The sequence below is a fragment of the Nocardiopsis rhodophaea genome, assembly GCF_039530945.1.
Classification (GTDB): Bacteria; Actinomycetota; Actinomycetes; order Streptosporangiales; family Streptosporangiaceae; genus Nocardiopsis_C; species Nocardiopsis_C rhodophaea.
Genome location: NZ_BAAAPC010000023.1, coordinates 1 through 18,911 on the forward strand (window position 1 = coordinate 1; position 18,911 = coordinate 18,911).

Below are 18,911 nucleotides of genomic sequence, written 5' to 3' on the forward strand. Positions count from 1 at the left end.
GTGCCCCTACCGCCGCCGCTGCCGGAGGCCGTCCACATCAACCCGCCCCGCCCCGAGGGCGAGGGCAGCAACTCCGACCTGGGAGAACACGCGGCATAGAACGTCTCAACTGATTTGACAGCTTCCGTCTCGCGGAGGACGCGGCGCTTGCAGGCGAGGTTGGCACGTCTACGGCCTGCACGGGAGTCCCGGATCGGACGCCGCGGCCGTCTCGACTGTGCGGAGGCGGTGAAGCGAGCGGGAGCCCCTTGTGTGCTGGCGGACGCCTCCAGGCCTGGGAAGGGGCCTGCCAGCGAGGCGTTGGGGCGGGGGCATAGGGGCCGGGGCCAGGGAGACGAGCTCTGTCCGGTGCGGTGGCCGGCTGGGGTGCTGCGGCGTAGCGCCGATGGCGCGTCGCCTGCCGCGACAGTACCGCGTGGTGATCTGGCTGGCGCGTTGTGCACTGGCCGACGTGTTCGGGTTCGGCTGGGGTGTCTGGGCGTCGGTTTAGGGGCTGTGCGGTCATGCTGTTCCCCTCCCGGGGGTATGGAACGGAGTCGAACATGGGGGTGTCCGCCCCGCGTCCCCTCCTACGGGACGGACACCCTGGGTGCGCTCTGCAGCCCGCTCTTCCCCACCGTTTCCGTTAGCGGGCGCGAGCGCGGGAGGGGGCGGGATCGCCCCGTTGCTCACTCGGTGCTGTCGAGGATGAGGATGTTGCGGATACGTCGCGCGGTCTCGCCGATCTCCTCAACGGGGAGAAGGCGCGTCACCTCGGGGTCGGCCGTCTCGTTGTCGAACCGCTCCCCCGGCCACAACACCCACCACCACGGGTGAGCGTCGACCGGATCGGGCCGCAAGATCGCGCGCTGGGTGCAGTGGGCACACGCGCGGCGCAGCCCCTGCTGCCACCGGGAGGAGCCAGGGAGGACGTACGCATCGACCACGGAGACCGACGCGTCGATCGTTGCCCCGAGACGCCGCGCTTCCAGCTCCTTCGCAAGAGCGTGGAGGGGCTGCAGCGGCGAGGACGAGGGAGAGAAGTAGCTGGGCATACAGGTCACCACCTGGGATGCTGGGGAGTCGATCGCTTGCCGCGATCGACCTCTCACACTCCAGGCTACTTAGTTCAAACTGTTTTTATATAGGTAGTTCGAACTATTTTTCCTCGCAAGTCGGTAGCTCTATGCTCATTCAAGACACCGAAGGAGGACCTCTTGCCCTCGAACCCCAGCCAGACTGTTCGCCACCGTCGTCTGTCTGCCGAGCTGAAGCGGCTCCGCGAGGAAGCAGGTGTGACTGTCGACAGAGCCGCAGAGGCTCTGGGGTCCTACAGAACGAAGATCCACCGGATTGAGCGCGGCGAGTGGAAGCGCTTGAAGGAAGCTGACATACGCACTCTGGCTCACCTGTACGGGGTCACCGATCCCGCCAAGCAGGACGCGCTCGTCGCCATGGCCAAACAAGCTAAGGACAAGGGGTGGTGGGTTCGCTACTCGGATGTGCTCGGGCCGGGCACCTACATCAGTCTTGAAGCCGAAGCATCGGCAATCCGCTTCTACAGCGGCATGCTCGTACCTGGGCTACTACAGACACCGGACTACGCCAAGGCGGTGATCGTCGGCTCTGGGACAGCCGACGAGGCGGTGGTCGAACGGCGTCTTGAGGCTCGGCTAATGCGTCAGAAGATCCTCACCCAGAACGACCGGCCACAGATTCACACAATCGTGGACGAGGCCGCCCTGTGCAGGATGGTCGGCGGCACGGAAACCATGCGGGCGCAGCTGCACCACTTGGCAAGGCTCAACGAGCAGGGCATTGCGGAGATCCAGGTGCTCACAAACACCGCAGGAGCGCACCAGGCAATGACCGGCCAGTTCATCATCCTCGACTTCGAGTCACCGGATCAGTCACCCGTGGTCTTCATCGATATATCCCTTGATGGTCTTCTCATGGAGGAACCGCATGATATAGAGAGATATAAGACGAAGTACGACAGTTTGCGCCAGACTGCGCTGTCCCCCAAGGACTCAAACGCGTACTTGGTGCGGCTCACGGCGAGACTTGACGGATGAGGCAGTGATGATCAGTCCGCAGGCCTGGAAGAAGAGCAGCTACAGTGGGGGCGACACACAGGAGTGTGTGGAGGTCGCCTCCTGCCTTCCCTGGGGCAGTTCCGTACGCGACTCCAAGCATCCCCTCCGTGAGAGACTCGCCTTCAGTTCCTGTGAGTGGTCAACGTTCATCGGTAGATTGAAGAGACATGACTTCGAATGATCGCACCGAATGAAGCGAAGTGTTGATCTGTACGATGAGCTGGGCTTGGAGGACGAGCAGCTACAGAGGCCGAAGATCAAGCAGGGGTCCAGCGTTCAAGATCCAGACTCACTGGCTGCGCAATCTCCTTGACTTCGTTCCAGAACGCTGCTTTTGAGACTGATTCAGAATCACTCTGCATCCGAATCATGTAGGCACTTCCACTGATGTTACCAACAAGAACGTACTGCTTACCCTCTTGAGATTCCCCATAGACATAGTGAGAGTCCCCAGCTAGACGCTCGCTGCCTTCCTGTTCAACATCATCGAACAGCTCCTCTGCTTCGGATTTCATACGAGCGAAAGCTTCATCGCCCTGCTCTGAAGGCTTTTTTCCACCATCCTCAGAGACGAACGACTCGTACTTGAGAGTGAACTCCCAAGGCTCAAACTCAGCCGCTCTTGGATTCAACTCCCAGATGCACTCATCACTGATGGTTCGCCCCTCCACAGAAGGGTCGTTCTCGCCGGTATCAACATAGTTGTCTCCGTCATCAAGACGCCGAGGAGTGTTAATCGCGGAGAGCGTTCCGACAGTCTTTTCACATACGTCAAGAACACCGACATCGATAGTTGATGGCGGCTGCCAGGGCTGCTGCCTGCTGTTTTCATCAGCCGAGTTATCGGAACTGAGGCTCGACACAAACATCCGTGCACCCCCTACGACTACGCCCACAACGACAAGTGCTGCCGTTGTACCGCAGCCGAACATGAGGAAGAAGGCACGCCAGCCATGCACGCCTTGCTTTCTTGCAGGTGTGGACGTTCTTTCAGACATATCGAAACCTCAAGTCACAGAGAGGCAGGAAGGCGCTACTTTCCTTGGGCCTTCAGCTGCGCCTTCACATCGGGGTGCTCCAGCGGCCTGGTGAAACCCAGGATCGGCGCCCGGCCAGGGGCATCGTACGGCCGCGTGGCGATCGGGCCACAGTTGGTACATCTGGCCTCCACCATCAGCCCATCACCGATCACCATGCCGACATGCCCCGGCCCCGGCGGCTCGCCCGCCCGGGAGACATCGAAGAACACGAAGTCTCCAGGCTGCTCCTCGCCCTTCTTGATCTCGGGACCGAACTTCCACTGGTCCTGCGAGATCCGAGGAATCGAGACACCGATGCTCTCGTACGCCTTCAGCAACAGGCCGGAGCAGTCGAACGCGTTGGGGCCAGTGCCACCGTAGAGGTACGGCTTCCCGCGCTGCGCCATCGCCCAGTCGACCACCGCCTGTGAGGCCTTGTCGGGCGCTCGCCCGATCGGGGCTCCGTCAGCAGTCACTTCGCAGTTGACGGCCACATCAATGGCGCCGCTGACGTCGAAACTGCCCTTCGCGTACTTCCCCGCCCACTCCATGACGTCATCCACGTACCACCAGGCGTGGTTGTAACCGAAGATCGCCTTGCGCAGGTCGTCCTTGGCGCCGTGCGCGATCAGGTAGTCGGCAGCGGCCGGAATGGCGTCGGCTGGGTCGTAGACGTTGACGATCCCATCGTCGTTGCCGTCCTGGCCATATCCCTTATCAGGCCGGTCCTCAACCGGCATGATGGGTTCTCCTCCCCAACTGTTCCCAGCAGCAGAGCCGTCCTTGGCGCCGAACTGCATTGGTCCGGCCGCACCCCAGTCGTTATGGCCCTCGGTGATGCCGGGTCCATCCCACCGGCCGTGCTTACTCTCGACCTGACCGATTCCCGCGAGCACGTTCCAGGGAATTCCCTTGTCCTTGCCCACCTTCTTGTAGATCTTGAGGTAGTTCTCCGGAATCGACTCTTCGGCATAGCTGCTGCTCGTGGCCTGGTCGGCTTCCTGGCCCGGGGTGCACTTCAGGCCTGCCATCAGGCTGGTCACCCCGGAGTTGAACGTCGCCACCGGGAGGACGATGATCGCGACAAGAATCGTTCCGGCAATCAGCAGGCCAACGCCCACGGCGAGCCGGGTGGCAGCGGACCCTCGATCGTTGGGGGTGGGGGTTGTGAAGAGGGAGATCACTCGGCACCTGCCTCAGACGAGTACCTGCGAAGGGGGAGGGGGAAAGTTGGGGAACTAGCGGTGGGGGAACCGAGGCATCAACCGTCTCCCCGGTTTCCGGCATCAGCGGGTTGGAAGTCGTACACCTTCCACTCGCCGCCCTTCTTTACCACCGTGACGGCGAAGTCTCCCAGGTCCTCCCTGAATCCGTCCTCGTCCTCGGTGATCGACTGGGCCTTGACCACGAAGACGGCAGAGTCCTCGTCGATACTCTGAAGCGTCTTCACGTCCGCTCGCCCCTCCGCGACGGCCTTCTTCTTCGCCATCTCCTCCCAGAGACTCGTCGCCCCGGAGCTCTGCGCGAGTGTCTTCGCATAGTTCTTGGTCGCCAACTCCTCCATCGCCTTGTAGTACTCCTCGGGCGACTTCGAGTAGTCGATCGTGCCGTAGGCCGCGGCGAACCCCTGGGCCGTCGCGGCCGCGGCCTTCACCTCGTCCTCGGACAACGGAAGCCACTCCAGCACCTTCATGTCCTCAGTGGCGGTCGTCGGGATGGGACTAGGTGGGACGGTGGCGGGGGCGTCCACCCCCTGGTCGATGGAGTCCGACTGTCCCTGTGCCTGTTCCCGCCTTGATGACTCCTGCCCGTCGTCACCACCGCCGTTGAAGCCACCCAGGCTCAGATAGATGCCGAATGCGACCAGTACGACAACAAGTGCGCCAAAGAAGAGGCGCTGCTGACCTTCTGTGAGGGGCTTAGGCATGGCGAGGACTTCCTAGCTGGCACGCGGTCTGTGTCGAAACGGGCGAGGTCGCCGACGTGCGGTGGGCTCCTTCCGCATCAGCTGTCCTCATCCCGTAGCCAGAAGGGAATGTCGCGCTTGTGCTCACGTTGGCGCTGGTCCGCCGAACCTGCCCAGAAGGGACTCGTCGGTGCCTCACTGTTCTTCTTCGAACCCGTGAGCCAGTTGCTCCCGTCTTCTTCGCGGCGCGGCGCAGGCGCTGGACGCGGCGGCCGGGGCGGAGGCGCGGCCTTGTCCTCGCGCGTGCTCGGCCCGCCCCACCGCGAGCCCTTCGACGACGCATTGCCCTGCGGCGGCGTAGCCGAGCGCCCTCGGAAGATGCCCTGGCCAGTACTGGGAGCCGCGCGGTCAGTGCCACCTGACGACGACCCGCCGCTGTCGGCCCCGCTGCCGGCCGAGGCGGCGCGAGAGCCACTCCCGGAATCAGTGCCGAACACCGAAGCCCAGCCAGTGTCACCGGTCCCCGTGTACCCACCGGACGGACGGGGCGGGATGGGCCCGCTCCGGCCGCTACTGCCCCGGGACGACCCCAGACCGCCGGAGGCGGCCTCATGGAGTCGGGGCGCCTGGGCGGAGCTGCGCTGGCTCGATGCTCCCTGCTGGGAAGGTCCTGAGTCCCCTTCACCCGAACTGTTCGCCAGATGCAGCGGCGGAGCCGCCTTGCCGCGCACCTTCCCGTAGCCCGCGGTTCCACGGGCTCGTTGCGTGTCCGCGCGAACGCTGGCTCCCTCGCCGTCCGCAGGTTCGCTGGCCGCCACTCCCCGGCCTCCATCGGCCGCGTCGGAGCCCGGGGGGGCGCCGGACCCGGCGGGGAGTGCGCTCGCGGCAGCGGCGATCTGTGGGGCGCGCTTGAGCCCCCACTTCTGCGCCCGCATGTAGGCGACCGGGGGCAGTACGTTCGCGCTCTTGCTGAGCGCACTGGTGCTCACCGCATCGCTGACCATACGAGATGTGAAAGTGTTGGCGTTGACGGACGAGAAGAGATGAACGAATGGCTTGCGGTAGACGAACATTGCCAGTGTGAAGAGCGATAGGAGGATCATTTGCAGGCCCCACCCAAGCCCTGAAGCCATGACCAATCCGTAGCACAGAACCAGTAGCGATATGAGTAGGACGATGAAGATCTGCTTGAGTAGAAGCCCGATCATCATCTCGAACCAGCGCAACAGGACCGTTCGCCCGTATCCTGGATGAACACCGATGAGCAGGAACACAGGCGCCAGCAACAAGAGCAGAAGGAATCCGAGCTTGAGCACGATCAACGCAATCGATCCTGCGAGAATCAGCCCACCAGCGAATATCGCTGCAAAGAGCGCAAGTACTGCGACCCCCAGGCGGCTTCCCTGCTGTTCTCCTTCAAATAACGGATAGACCGACGGGAACGATCCCTCTACCCCCGAAGCGATCTCTTCGTAGTCCTCCTTCTTCTTATCGACGACACTCTCTATTTCCTGGTCATCCCCCTGGATTCGATCTGCTTCAGCCCTGCCGATCCCCTGGGCTTCCAAAAGTTCCTGTCCATAGCGTCGGGCAGCGCTCTCACCCACATCACTAGAGCCAAAGACACCTGCAATCCACGGCTGGCAGACGAGACTGGACCACAGCATCTGGGAGTTCTTCCGGACCGCGAAATCACTCGCACTCTCCCAATCCGCTTTTTGCGGATCTGGCGCGCCCGCAGGACAGGTTTTCGCCCCTCCTCCGACAGATACCTTCCCCAGAGCAGTATTCACCAACTGGCTACCAGAGTTCACGACGGTAGAGGAGTACTGCATGATCTGCGCTGGGTTCACCAAAATCCAGATACCCATCGCAGTGGAAAGTACCATCCAAACGGCACTCTCAATGGTGAGAGTGACCCTCTTGCGGATCAGACCGTACCACCCAAGCCAAACCGCACCGAGAATAATGACCGTGGGCAGAAGTGGACGCCAGACTCCTTCGCGGAGCTGAACAACGACATCTTCTACGACTTCGCTGAATCCCTTGAGGAGACCGTCGGATGTCGCCGCCTGATATACGGTGATCGTCGACTGATTGATCGTCCGCGACAGATCCCACGCTGAGTTGTTGAGGGCCGCCATTGCGCTCGAACCGATTTTGTCGACACAGGAATCACGAATAACGTGCCACTGCTGGCCAGAGATGCCGTACTGTCCGTAAATGCTAGCGTCAGGCGGAAGTGCGTCAGGAGAATTCTTTAGGGATGACTCCGACTGCGGCGGTAGCAGCAGACCGTCCGACCCGCTTTGCGCCAATTCTGGTTCGGGGGCAGGTTCCGCAGCGCTCATACATAGTGGGTTAGCTTGTGCTGCCCCCATCGGAGTCAGCACAAACGCCAGCACCAGCAGCGCCATTGCCAGATTTCGCTTCAGATGCCTGCCGAAGTCAGAGCGCGGGTTCCTCAACGCCCCGGCCGACCAAGTCCTCACCGCTACTCCTGCCTTGTGGTCCCGATACCACTGCCACCGGTACCCACCAGGGCACTGTCGGTACCGCCATCGTCGTCCGCGTCGGGCCTCTGGCGTGTCGGGTTGGTGTCGAGCCACCGCAGCAGCTCCTCGGACACCAGGTCGACGGCGATGCGTCCGGCGCGTCCGTCCAGGTCGCGGAAGATGCACTCGCCGTTGCCGAGGTTGCGCAGCATGGCCATGTGGTCCTCGGAGGGCTCAACCCCGAGCAGGGCCATGACGCTCTCGACCTCGTGGCGTTCGGTCGACCGGAAGGTGAACACGCTGGACAGGCAGTTGGTCACCTGCTCGTTGAGCAGGTCACCCGCGTTCTGGCTGACCAGAATCAGGGCGGTGTTGCGCGACCGCCCCATTCGGGACACCTCGGGCACCAGCTTGGCGCCCTCCGGTGTCGAGGTCACGGCCCAGGCCTCGTCCAGGAAGATGGCCTTGGGCAGGTGGCGGTCGAGCCCGTTCATGAGTCTCCGGGCGAACTGGCTGACCAGGTAGAGCAGGGCCACGCTGAGCCGCTGCTCGTAGGAGTAGTCGTCACGCTGGATGGTGGAGTCGGGCAGCGTGAGCCCGCCGAGGGTGAAGACCGTGGTCCACCCCTCGGTGTCGATCTGTGTGTCGCCCTGGGGGTCGAAGCACAGGCTCGCCAGCCGCATCTCCGACATGGAGCGCAGCACCGCCCCCAGGTTGCGCGACGCCGCGTCGTCGGAGTCCTCCAGGAACTGGACGACCTTGTCGAGGCTGGGGCGGGGCTGGTTGGCGACGGCGGCTACCGCCTGGATCATGGCCGACTCCCGCTCCTCGCTCATTCTGGGCAAGAGCAGGCGGAGAGTTTCGGTCGCCATCGTCTTCTGGGCAGCCAGATCATCGCCGAAGGAGAACGGGTCGAGCAGGCCGGGCTCGGCCGATCCCAAAGACATGATCCGCGCCTTGCGCCCGCGCCGCTGGAGAAGGCGGACGAGGGACTCGGCGTCGCCCTTGGGGTCGATGGCCGCCACCGTCACGCCGCGTAATGCGAGCTGGTGGATGAGGAGGAGGGCGAGTGTTGTCTTGCCGCCGCCGGGCTCGCCGGTGATGGCGATGGCCGTGGGCCGGTTGCGGGCCGCCGCGACCATCGGGTCGAAGTGCACGATCGAACGCGCCCGCCCCAGCGTCTCCCCGATGTAGGGGCCGGTCCAGCCGCCCCCGCCCGCGCCCGGGTCGTGCCGGTCCCCCACCTCGACGGTGGCGGTCGGCATCCCCCCGGCGATCGTGCGCAGCGGCTGGCGCTGGGCGTAGGCGTTGAGCCGGATCCGGTCGCCCGGCAGGGACTCCAGGAACAGCGCGAACTGGTCGCCCGTGGAGTTGGTGACGTCGATACCGATGTCGCGGTAGTGCTCGACGACCGCTTCGACGCGCTGGATCAGCAGGTCCTCGGTGGGTGCCGACACCATCAGCCGGTGCCAGCCGTAGACGAATGGCAGCCGCTCCTTGGTGATGCCGTGCTCCAGCATGCGCGCGGCGTCGATCTGCTCGGCGAGCGCGATGGGCAGGTCGGCCCCGGCTTCGCGGATGTGCGCGTCCATGTCGCGGGCGTGGGCGAGTTTGCGGCCGACGTCTTTGCTGGCCTTGGCCGGGGGGATCAGCTTCATCCGCAGGCTGAGTTCGACCGGGAACGGCAGCGCATCGGAGAAGTGCAGCCACGGCTCGCCGTCGGGGAACGGCATCAGGTCGGGGAACCGGGAGAAGGAGAGGTAGGCGACGTAGGTGGAGCCGGCGGGCTGGTCGAGCCGGAGCATCGAGCGCCCGTTGTGGATCACGCCCTCGACGAGCTGCTCGATCTCGCCCTTGCCCCACGTGCGCCGGTCGGTGGCCGAGGGCCGCGGCTCCTCGATCGTCCCGGTCACGGCGTGCCGGATGAGCCAAGCGAGCTGGTCGGAGGTGGCGTGGCGGGCGTGCAGCGAGCTGGCGGCCAGCGCCCGGCCGAGGCGCTCGGACTGGTCGGTCCAGCGGGCGATCTCCCGGTCGTCGATCGCGTCGTCCTCCATGCCCAGCACCTGTTCGGTGCGCTGGTAGGCGCTGAACAGCTGAGCGAGGACGCCCTGGCTGAGCTGCCCGCGCACCCCGCCGCGGAGGCCGAGCCGCACACCGAGGTAGACCTCTTTGGTCCAGAAGTCCTTGGCCCACACGTGCCGGTACATCTCGTCGAGGTAGTCGAACCACCCCGGCCCGGAATCGGAGGTCTCATCGAGTTTGGTGGCCCACTCGGCGGCCGGGTAGGTGCGGTGGGCGACGCGCAGGTGGACCTCGGCGTCGTCCATCCGGATCGCGGCGAGCGCGATGGTGATGTTGGTGGCGAGCGCTTCGCGTTCCTCGGGGGTGGAGAACTCGTAGGAGACCTTGGGCAGCCGGAAGTACGCCCAGGCTTCCGCGTCGCTGAGCAGGATGCGGTCGTCGAAGTAGCGGACCGCGAGGCGGCTGCCACTCCTGCTGCCGTTCATCGGGGGCCCTCCTTGGTGATGGTGCGCTGCGTGGTGATGCCGGGTTCCCCAATCCCCGTTGATCTCGGCGATATCGACCGAATACCGGCGAGTATTCGGTCGATATCGCCGAGATCAACGGCGGAGGGGCGGGGGGTTGGGGAAGCGGGGTGGGCGGGGGTCACCGGCGGGCTCCCGAGGGTGCGTGCGTACCGGTTCCGGGGCCATGGCCCGGGCCCGCCGGTGCCCGGCCGGAACCGGCGCCGCCGCTGAGGCCGTGGACCAGAACGCCGCCCAGCGCCGCGTGCGCGCGGCGCGTGGTGGAGCGCAGCGCCGTGACATCGACGATCTTTCCCGCGGCCAGGTGGTCGTCCCACGGAACCCGCACGATCGCCCGGCAGCGTCCGCGCGCCACCCGCTCGGCGTCGTCCACATCGCCGAGGCTGCGCTTGCTCACCCCGTTAACCACGACCACGGCGCGCATGCGCAGGTTGGCGTATCCGTGCCCGTCCAGCCACTCGAACGTCATGTCCACGGCGCGCGCGGCGTCCGCGCTCGCCGGGGCGACGAGCACCAGCCCGTCGGCGATCGGCAGCGCCCGCGCCACCCCGGTGGCCGCCGGGTCGAGCAGCGTGAACCCGTAGTAGTTCGCCAGCAGGCTGGTCAGCCCCGCGTAGTCGCGGTCGTCGAGCGTCTGCACGTAGGGGTCGTCGAGCGTGGACACGACCTCCAGTCCGCTCTTGGCCTGGGAGGTGTATTTGCGCATGCCGAGGTAGCCGTGGACGGAGTCGGCGTTGGCGAGGAGTGAGGTGAGGGTTTCGGGTGTCTCCGTCCGCACGCGGCGGGAGAGGGCGTTCAGCCCCGGGTTGACGTCGACCGCCACGACGCGCTCGTCGCGGTGTGCGGCCAGCGTATGGCCGAGCATGAGCGTGGTGACCGTCTGCCCGGCCCCACCGGTGCAGCCCAGGACGACGACGCGGCGTGTCCCGCGCAGCGGCGTGCGCAGGCGCTCGACGTCCTCCTCGGACAGGTCCGAGCGCTGGGGCGCTGTGGAGCCGCCGGAGACGACGCGGGCCAGTCGGCGCCAGCCGCGGGTGCCGCCCGGGGTGGGCGTGTCCTCGGTGTGGCCCGCGGCGTCGTCGTGCCGCGCGGGCGTGCGGTGCGGAGGATCGGTCAGGCTGGCCTGCTCGCCGGTGCCGTGGTCGAGTTGCAGGGTCGGCTTGTCTGGCCCCTCGGCCGCAGGCGTTCTGCTGTCGGCGCCCGCATCGCGGTTGGTCGCGTCCCCGGGGTGCTCCGGGGGCTGCCCCGGCGGCGTGGTGCCGAAGAGGTCGCTGATCCGCCGCGCGTTCTGCGCGACCCGGTTGAACACGCCGTCGTCGACGTGGTGCGCGTCGCGCGGGCCGTGCCCCTCCCGTCGCTTGCCGGGGGTCGTGGGGGTGCGCGGGATGGGGCCGACCGGACGCGGTGTGGAGCGCGATGTCGGAGGTGTCGCGCTGCTGTCGGTCGTGTGCGGGCGCGCGCTGATGGCGGGGGTGCCGCCGGTCGGGTTCGACCGCATGCTGCGGGACAGGCGGTCGGATCGCCCGGTGTCGGAGTCGGCCGCGCCGCTGGGCTTTTTCTCGGAGGGTGGTGTGGTGTCGGCGCTGTCCGAGGACGGTTCCGGGGAGGACGCTGCCGACTGCCGGGGCGCGCGGGGTGGTGTGGAGTCCGCCGCGGAATCCGCGGAGGCGTCCGCGCCGCTGGTGGTCGGAGGTGGACTCGGCGTGTGGTCGCGCGGGCTCTGGCGCTGCCGGGAGCGGAGTGCGGCGGCCTCGGCGGCTTCCAGGTCGGCGGGCGTCGCACGGCGCGGGGCCACGTCGATTTCGGAGAAGCTCTCGTGCTCGCCGGTGCCGTGGTCGAGTTCCAGCGGCGGCTTGTTGGTGGCGCCGTGCTGCTCCGCGCTTTCGCCGGGGTCGGCGGGACCGGTGGGCGTGGCGGGCGTGGCGGGCTCGGGGGTAGCCGAGTGGGTCGTCTCCACGGAGTCAGTGGTGGCCGTAGCGGGGGCGGAGCGCTGGTCGCTCGTGGTGTCGCTGCCTGGCGTCGGGCGCGGCTGATCCGCGGGCGTCTCGGTCGAGGGTGTGGACGTCGTGGGCGTTGGAGCCCTCCGCTGCTTGGCGTCCGCGGGGCCGGTGCTGGCCGGGGCCGCTGTGGCGGCGGGATCGTCGGTGAACCAGTCGACGTGCGGACGCGGCTTCGGCCCGTCGGCGTCGGCGAAGCGCGGAGGCGGTGGCGGTGGGGTGTCGGTGCGGTTCAGGTGGCGGTCGAGGACTTCCAGGCGCTCGGCTTCGGCGGCGTTCCTGGGGCGTTCGGCGGGTTCGGTGGTATCCGCGGCCAGGCGGCCCTCCGGAGGGGGGGCGTCCTTGCCGTCACCCTCGGGGTGGGGTGTCGCGTGGGTTTCCGGGGCGGGCCGCGCGGCCGAGGCGTCTGGCTCATCGTGCGCGGTCGTCGGTGCCTCGGAGATGTCCGGGGTGTCCACGACGACGGGGGCGTACTCGAACTCTCCCTCCACGGCGGGGGCGGACTCCTCGAACTCGACGGTCGTGGATCCGTGTTCCTCGCTCGCGGAGGCTGCGGCGGACGAAGCGCTGTGCGTGGCCGTGTCGCTCTCGGGGCCGTCCGCGGATGACGGGGTGGAGAAGACGCGCAGGACACCGGACATGTCTCGGTGCTCGCCCGTCCCGTGGTCGAGTTCGAGCGAGGGCTTACCGGTGGAGGAACCCGCCGCAGCGGGGTCCTGGTCTGCGGATCGCGTGGTGTCTCCTGCGCTGGAAGAGGCGTCGGTGTCCTCGGCGTCGTCGGTAACCGCGGGCTGCGGGTCGTCGGGCTCCTCCGGCTGCGCCTTCGAGCCGCGCGGTTCGTAGAAGTGCGAGGACAGGGGCAGATCCCACGGTGCCGCATGCGGGCGGCGGCGGGGACCCTTGTCCACAGGCTCTTCGTGGTTTTCTTCGGGAGGGGCGGGTTCGCCCAGGCCATGGGCGCGCTCGACCGGTGGCTGCGGCGCGGGGCGCTCCCGCTCGCGCAGGTCGTCCCGCGCGTCGGGTGCCGCCTCCGGTGAGGGTGCCGCGGGTGCTGCCTCAGCCGCCTCGGCGGTGGGCGGTGTCCGGTCCCCGGTCACCGCCTCGCTGGGCGGGTTGGGCGGGTGCGGTGGGGGCACCGACGGCGGGGGCTGCACGGCCTCGGCCGGCGTGATCGACTCGGCCTGGTTGGGCTGCGTCGGTTCCAGGAGGGTGGCACGCCTGCGTTCGAGGCGGCGGGTGGCTTCGACCGCCTGGGATCGGGCGCGCAGCCGGTGGTGGGGCGCGAGTCCGGGCCGCGTGCGCAGATCGGGGGACGACACGGGTTCGGGGGCCGCCGTTGTCGGCTCGGCGGAGGCAGCGGGCTCCGCGATCCCTGTCTCGGCCTGTTCGGCCGGTGCCTCCCCGGCCGACTCCTCCGCCTCGGGCGGGTCCGATGGTGCCGGTTCGGGGGCCGACATCATCTCCTCGGCGCGGCGGCGGGCGGCCACGTCGCCGGTGTCCTTGCCGCGTTCACGCGTGTCGGCCGTGTCGGGCGGCGGCATCGGACCGGTGTCGCCGCGCTCGTAGGCGGCCTTGGACGACAGCGGCCAGGGGGTCTGGCCGGAGGAGGTCCCCAGGTCGGAGATCCACTCGGCGTCGTGGTCCGTCTGACCGTCGTCGTCCTGGTCGCTGAGTTCGAGTCCGGGAATCGGGCCGCTCCGGGACCCGGCGAGGGCAGGCCCGGCGTTGGTGGGCCGGTCCGTTGCGGGCCGTCCCGCCCTGTCCGGGCGTGCCGGTCGGGGGTGATCGTCCGGCCGGTCCTGTTTCGGCAGGGCGAAGCCGAAGTAGTTGAGGAGCTTCAGGCCCACGCCCCGCTTGGCGGCGGGCCGATGGACGGGCTCCTCGGTGGAGCGGACGGGCTCCGCTGCCGCGGGGGTCTCCTCCGCGTGTTCGGATTCCCCAGCGGCCGCCTGCTGGGGCCGGACGCCGCTCCAGGCCGACGGCCGGGGTGCGCGCCCGGCGGGGCGGGCGGCTGTCGGCGGGTGGGCGGTCGTGCCCCTCTCGACGGGCTCGACGCGCTCCGCCGACTCCACCGGCTTCATCGGCTCAGCGGGAGCCATGGGCTCGGCCGCCGGGAACCGCTCGCCGTGTCGGTGCTCCCGCCGTTCTTTCCGTCTGGCGTCGAGTGCCAGCGGTGGCGCGGCCCTCGGGGGACGGGCGGAGGCCGCGGCCCCCGCCGACGAGACCGTCGGCAGCGGCTCGGCTTCCGGCGTTGCGTCGTTCGCGGTGGCCGCCCCCGCGCCGGTGCGCGCCCGGTCGACCTCCACCGGCCGCTCGGTCTGCGCCGCGACGGGCGCGCCCCGCGCGGCGCGGACCGTGTCGTTCTGAGGGGTGGTCTTCTTGTGGACAGCCGGGAGCGGACCCGCGGCGGGGTCGCGGTGCCACACGCGCACCGCGACCCGCACCTCGGTGGGCTCGCGCTCCGGGCTGAGGCTGGTGTAGACGCGGGCCTCGGCCATGTACCGGACTTGCGACACCACCAGCTCGCTGAGCCGCTTCCCTTCCATGACCGGTCTGGTCGCGAAGAAGGTGATGATGAACGGGGGGACCAGCCAGAGCACGTGCCAGGGCGGGTCGGTCGTGAACGGCACGCCGATGACGGCGAGCAGCGCGAACCAGACGGCATACGTGCCCAGGAGAACACCAAGGAAGACGACCGAGACCGGCTGCGGCAGTCGGAAATCATAGAGCTTGTACAGCCGCTTCTCGATGCGCCAGATATTGGTGTACGTGGGCAGGTCCACGTCCCCTGCCTCCTACTCGGTCGAAACGCCCATTGCGCGCGCGATGGCCACGGCGGTGACCTCGATGATGCCCGGCACGTAGAACACGATCCCGATGAAGATCGCCAGAATGATGAACTGCGCGAACCGGGTGATCTCCCTGGTGAACAGGAAGAAGATGGCCACCACCGACACGATCACCAGGAACAGGGGCCCGAAGAAGCCGCGGAGGAAATCGGCCAGCCCGGACGTGTTCGGGGCATCGCTGCTGGTCGCGAGGACGAGCGGTCCCGCGAGGTCATATGTACTGCGCACTAGGTCCGAAGACGCGTAGGCGAGATTGGCCACGAGGGGGAGCATCTTAGCCGCCATCCTCCCGTACCTCATGTCTGAACTGCATTTTCGCTCACGACTCCTTGGTCACTGCCCTGCTCGACCGATATTGTCCTCTGCTCGCCGCCCGGTTACCTGCCGAACGAGCGCGGCGCTCCCTGGACATCCAGGACCTTCCAGTCGTCGCCGTCCTTGATCACGGACAATCGGTAACTCTGGGTGAGTTCGGCGGGGTCATCCCCTTTCTCACCCGCGAGCCGCCACTTCACGGTGGCCGTCGCCTGTCGTACATCATCTTTGCCGTTCGCGGCCTTCGCCGGAACCACCAGTTCTTCCAATTCGACGAATTCCAGACTGCCCGCGGGCAACTGGGCCACGTGGGCGCCGTCCGCCAGGTAGCTGGGCAGGTGTTCGGGGGTCTCGGCGTAGGCCTCGAAGAAGCGCTTGAGGCGGGGTTCCAGCTCGTCGCGGGTGCCGGAGTCGTTTTCGACGGCCTTCGGGGCGGGCAGCTCGGCCTTGGTCGGCGCCGCGAGGAGGGCGGGGCGGCCGGAGACGACGAGGGAGGCGCCATTGTCGGCGGCGTAGACGGGGACGTCGAGGCGCATCGGGTCGCCGTTGACGTCGGCGCTGAGGGTGACGACGGCGCTGTTGTCGTCCTGCGGGTCGACGCCGACCACCTGGATGTCGCGTCCGCTGAGTTCGGCGCCGGAGAGGTTGAGTTCGGCGACCTTGCCGTCGGGCACGAAGGCGGCAAGCTCCTCGGCGCGCTCGGTCTCCTCGCCCTTCTTGGCGTTCAGGTAGGTCTCGGCGAAGCGCAGCGCAAACGCGGAGGCCGCGCTTTCGGGGAAGTCCGGTTCGTCGCTCCCGGCCGAGGGCGCGGCGGAGGGCTCGGCGAAGCTGTCGCGGATGGGCATCCAGAGCCCGTTGAAGATGACCACGATGATGAAGGCCCACAGCACGGCCCGTCCCACCCAGACCCACCACCGACCGCCGGATCCGGCGCGCGGGCCGCGCACCGGCGCGTTGGCGTCGTCGTAGTCGTCGGCCGCCACGGTGCCGTCAAGCGCGCCACCGCGTCGCGCGGTCGACCTGCCAGCCATCACGCCTCCCCATCCCATACCGGGTCCAGAGCACCCACCGGCGGCAAACCGACGGCAAAGTGATCCACGCCCTGTTTACCCCATACCTATGGTGAGGCATTGTTCCGGATCCCCGCCGACAATCCACGTTGGAGTTTCGTCCCCGGCCCTGTGTCCTACCCCGGTTGAGATCGAACCAATGGCGCACAAGCGGGCGAATCCGAGCCAATCGACGGAATCAGTCGAGGCCATCGGCGCAATTGCGTGACAGTGAGAAAGGAAGAAGTCCCTGGTCGGATAGGTATTCGTGACGATTAGTGACCTTCGGCCGACCGGTCATGGGCCGTTCGTCCCACGGTGGGCAGCCCGGGGAGAAAAGTGGCGAAGCCTACACCGGGGAGCGGGATCCGGTCCCGCAGGTGAGCGTCCGACGACGGGACGCAAAATGTGCACCTCTGGTGCGCCGGTGGGAGATCGCGCGACCGTGGCAGCACGGGCGGGGGGCGGTGACCGCCCAGCGGGTGGCCCGACCGCAGGGTGATCCCCGAGGGGGAGGGGAGGGTGGCGGCGGTTTCATCGTCGACCACCAAATCGGTAACCAGCCCGCCGCGCAGCCCGGGGACCTTGTGCTCTCACGCGACGACGCAGACCCGGGAGCGCACCTGCTAAAGCTCGGACAGGTCCGGGCCGCTCGCCCGCTGGTCACCGGGAAACCGACCGACACCGCGACGCTCTCCCGCGACCCCGGCGTCACGCGACCGCGGCCCGGAGGCCTTTCCCCAACGGCACCGCCTCCGCCCACGCCAAGTCAGCGCTCGATGCCGTCACCCGCTGCCTCGCTCCGTCGCCGCCGAGCTAGGCATCACCGTGTACGCGGTGGCTTCAGGCCACACGGCCACCGACATGCCCGTGCGAACTCGGTACGCCGGGGACCGGGCCCATAGCGAGGGGCTGTCCGTGTTCCCCGGCTGGGGACGGCGGAGGACATCGTCGACGTTGTGGCCTTCTCCCCCCGACACCGCCCGCTGGGTCGCCGGCACCGAATCGAGATCGCACACAAAGGCATAGTCAACGGGGCCACGGATCGAATAGCGGAAGCCACCTCCACCCTCTCTTACCTGCCGTTACGTAACCCCAAGTCGGGCAAAACATCACAATCCACCAAGATCATGACATTAGGAATATTCAGACGATACGCCGGAAATATGAGCTTCTGGCGATAGTAGCCCCTGTGACTGGAAAGGGGCGCTGATGGCACGCTTGAACGGTGGATACGCGGAGTCGCCGCATGCCGCTCCCGTAGTACAGAAATACGGCGGAAGTTCTCTCACCACCCTCGACCAGGTCCGCTCCGTCGCGGAGCGGACCGCGGTCCGCCATCGGACTGGAACGCGCGTCGTCCTCGTCGTCTCCGCCCGCGGGAACAGCACCGATGACCTCCTCGCACTGGCGCGCGAGGTCGGCGCTGCCACTCCCGGCCGTGAGGTCGATCAGCTGCTGGGAACCGGAGAGTCGGCATCCTCGGCGCTCCTGGCCCTCGCGGTGCAGAGCGCCGGCGTCCCGGCGCTCTCCCTGACCGGAGAACAGACCGGCATCCTGGCCAGCGGCGCGCACGGCCGCGGCACCATCGTCGCGGTCGACACTGAGCCGATCACCCGGGTCCTCGACTCCGGCGCGGTCGCCGTGGTCGCGGGCTTCCAAGGGGTGAACGAGCGGCGGGACATCATCACTCTGGGCCGCGGAGGATCTGACACGACGGCCGTCGCGATCGCCGCAGAACTCGGTGCCGACCACTGCGAGATCCACACGGACGTCCAGGGGGTCTACACCGCCGACCCCAGGCTGGTTCCCGAGGCCTCACGCATTCCGCGGATCGATGTGGACGTCATGGCCGAAATGTCATTGGCCGGGGCGAAGGTCCTTCATTCACGCGCGGTCGAACTCGCGGCCGCCCACGCGGTGGACATCCATGTTCTGCACAACCAGCGGCCGGGACCGGGAACTTTCGTCGCGGCCCGAAACGACACCAGGAGAGACATGTTGGAGTCCAGCGGTCTCGTCACGAGCGTGATGGCCGATCGCCAGGTCGCCAGAATTGATCTGCGGCTGGCCGACAAGGATGCGACTGCACAGCTATTCGACTTCTTCGCACGGAAATCCGTTCTCGCCGACATGACCACGCTGCACGACGTCGACGGCGGGGTCCACGTATCGGCGACGGTGGGCAGCGCCGACGTCGAAGCGGTGCGCTCCTATGCACAGTCATCCCTCGACGCCGCCCGGGTCGAGGTCGGTGACGACATCGCCAAGATCTCGCTCGTCGGCCAAGCCCTACTCAGCAGCCCGGAGTGCGCTGCTCGCGCCCTGCGCCGTCTGCGCCGCTCCGGGATTTCCGCAAACGCGGTCTCGACCTCGCAGCTGCGGATCTCGATCACCGTCCCTGCGGCGGAGGCGACCCGCGCCACGCGACTACTGCACCGCGAGTTCGAGTTGGACTCGCGAAACACGGACCACGGATCCCCCTCCCCCGTGCCGGTCTGACCTGATCAGCGACAGCACCGACCTCACCAACGAAAGAGGAGGCTGACCATGACCGCGAACTTGCCCTTTTCTCGACAACTGCGTATACGCCGGATGTACCGCAACGGCGATGACGGGCTGGTCATCGTACCGCTTGACCACTCGGTCACCGAAGGACC

12 protein-coding genes are annotated in these 18,911 nt (G+C 67.4%); 3 read left to right on the top strand and 9 right to left on the bottom strand.

Translation table 11 applies throughout. The features are described from left to right. Positions 1–668: 668 nt before the first annotated feature. Complete coding sequence (locus ABD259_RS21780) at positions 669–1,034, bottom strand: hypothetical protein (protein WP_344164985.1); 366 nt, start codon at positions 1,032–1,034, stop codon at positions 669–671. Positions 1,035–1,196: 162 nt separating this feature from the next. Here ABD259_RS21780 and ABD259_RS21785 point away from each other — a divergent pair, with 162 nt between their 5' ends. Together ABD259_RS21785 and ABD259_RS21790 are read left to right on the top strand one after the other, a co-directional pair. After that, entirely contained in the window at positions 1,197–2,054 is an 858-nt protein-coding gene (locus ABD259_RS21785; protein ID WP_344164988.1) for a helix-turn-helix domain-containing protein, read from the top strand. Between the two features lie 7 nt (positions 2,055–2,061). Continuing rightward, the gene (locus ABD259_RS21790; protein ID WP_344164991.1) at positions 2,062–2,256 is read left to right on the top strand and encodes a DUF397 domain-containing protein; all 195 of its coding nucleotides are present in this window, start codon (positions 2,062–2,064) and stop codon (positions 2,254–2,256) included. 76 nt (positions 2,257–2,332) lie between these two features. Here the strand turns inward: ABD259_RS21790 and ABD259_RS21795 are convergent, their stop codons facing one another. From ABD259_RS21795 to ABD259_RS21830, 8 genes are all read right to left on the bottom strand, one after another. Then, positions 2,333–3,073, bottom strand: a complete 741-nt coding sequence (locus ABD259_RS21795) for a hypothetical protein (protein WP_344164994.1) — start codon at positions 3,071–3,073, stop codon at positions 2,333–2,335. A gap of 35 nt (positions 3,074–3,108) precedes the next feature. After that, on the bottom strand, positions 3,109–4,278 hold the full coding sequence (locus ABD259_RS21800) for a C40 family peptidase (RefSeq protein WP_344164997.1): 1,170 nt from the start codon (positions 4,276–4,278) through the stop codon (positions 3,109–3,111). Between the two features lie 77 nt (positions 4,279–4,355). Continuing rightward, the gene (locus tag ABD259_RS21805) at positions 4,356–5,021 is read right to left on the bottom strand and encodes a hypothetical protein (protein WP_344165000.1); all 666 of its coding nucleotides are present in this window, start codon (positions 5,019–5,021) and stop codon (positions 4,356–4,358) included. Between the two features lie 77 nt (positions 5,022–5,098). Next, complete coding sequence (locus ABD259_RS21810) at positions 5,099–7,417, bottom strand: conjugal transfer protein TrbL (RefSeq protein WP_344165003.1); 2,319 nt, start codon at positions 7,415–7,417, stop codon at positions 5,099–5,101. A 77-nt stretch (positions 7,418–7,494) separates the two neighbouring features. Next, positions 7,495–10,002 (bottom strand): ATP-binding protein, encoded by a 2,508-nt coding sequence (locus ABD259_RS21815; RefSeq protein WP_344165006.1) that lies wholly within the window; start codon positions 10,000–10,002, stop codon positions 7,495–7,497. 160 nt (positions 10,003–10,162) lie between these two features. Then, a complete protein-coding gene (locus tag ABD259_RS21820; protein WP_344165009.1) occupies positions 10,163–14,821 on the bottom strand; it encodes a TcpE family conjugal transfer membrane protein in 4,659 nt (1,552 codons plus the stop codon). A gap of 12 nt (positions 14,822–14,833) precedes the next feature. Further along, a complete protein-coding gene (locus ABD259_RS21825) occupies positions 14,834–15,160 on the bottom strand; it encodes a hypothetical protein (protein WP_344103886.1) in 327 nt (108 codons plus the stop codon). Between the two features lie 104 nt (positions 15,161–15,264). Further along, a complete protein-coding gene (locus ABD259_RS21830) occupies positions 15,265–16,233 on the bottom strand; it encodes a conjugal transfer protein (RefSeq protein ID WP_344165012.1) in 969 nt (322 codons plus the stop codon). Between the two features lie 1,230 nt (positions 16,234–17,463). On the opposite strand from ABD259_RS21830, the gene ABD259_RS21835 reads away from it, so the two are divergent. Beyond that, positions 17,464–18,753 carry an aspartate kinase gene (locus tag ABD259_RS21835; protein WP_344165015.1) on the top strand — a complete coding sequence of 430 codons (1,290 nt, stop codon included), beginning with the start codon at positions 17,464–17,466 and terminating at the stop codon, positions 18,751–18,753. Positions 18,754–18,911 lie beyond the last annotated feature (158 nt).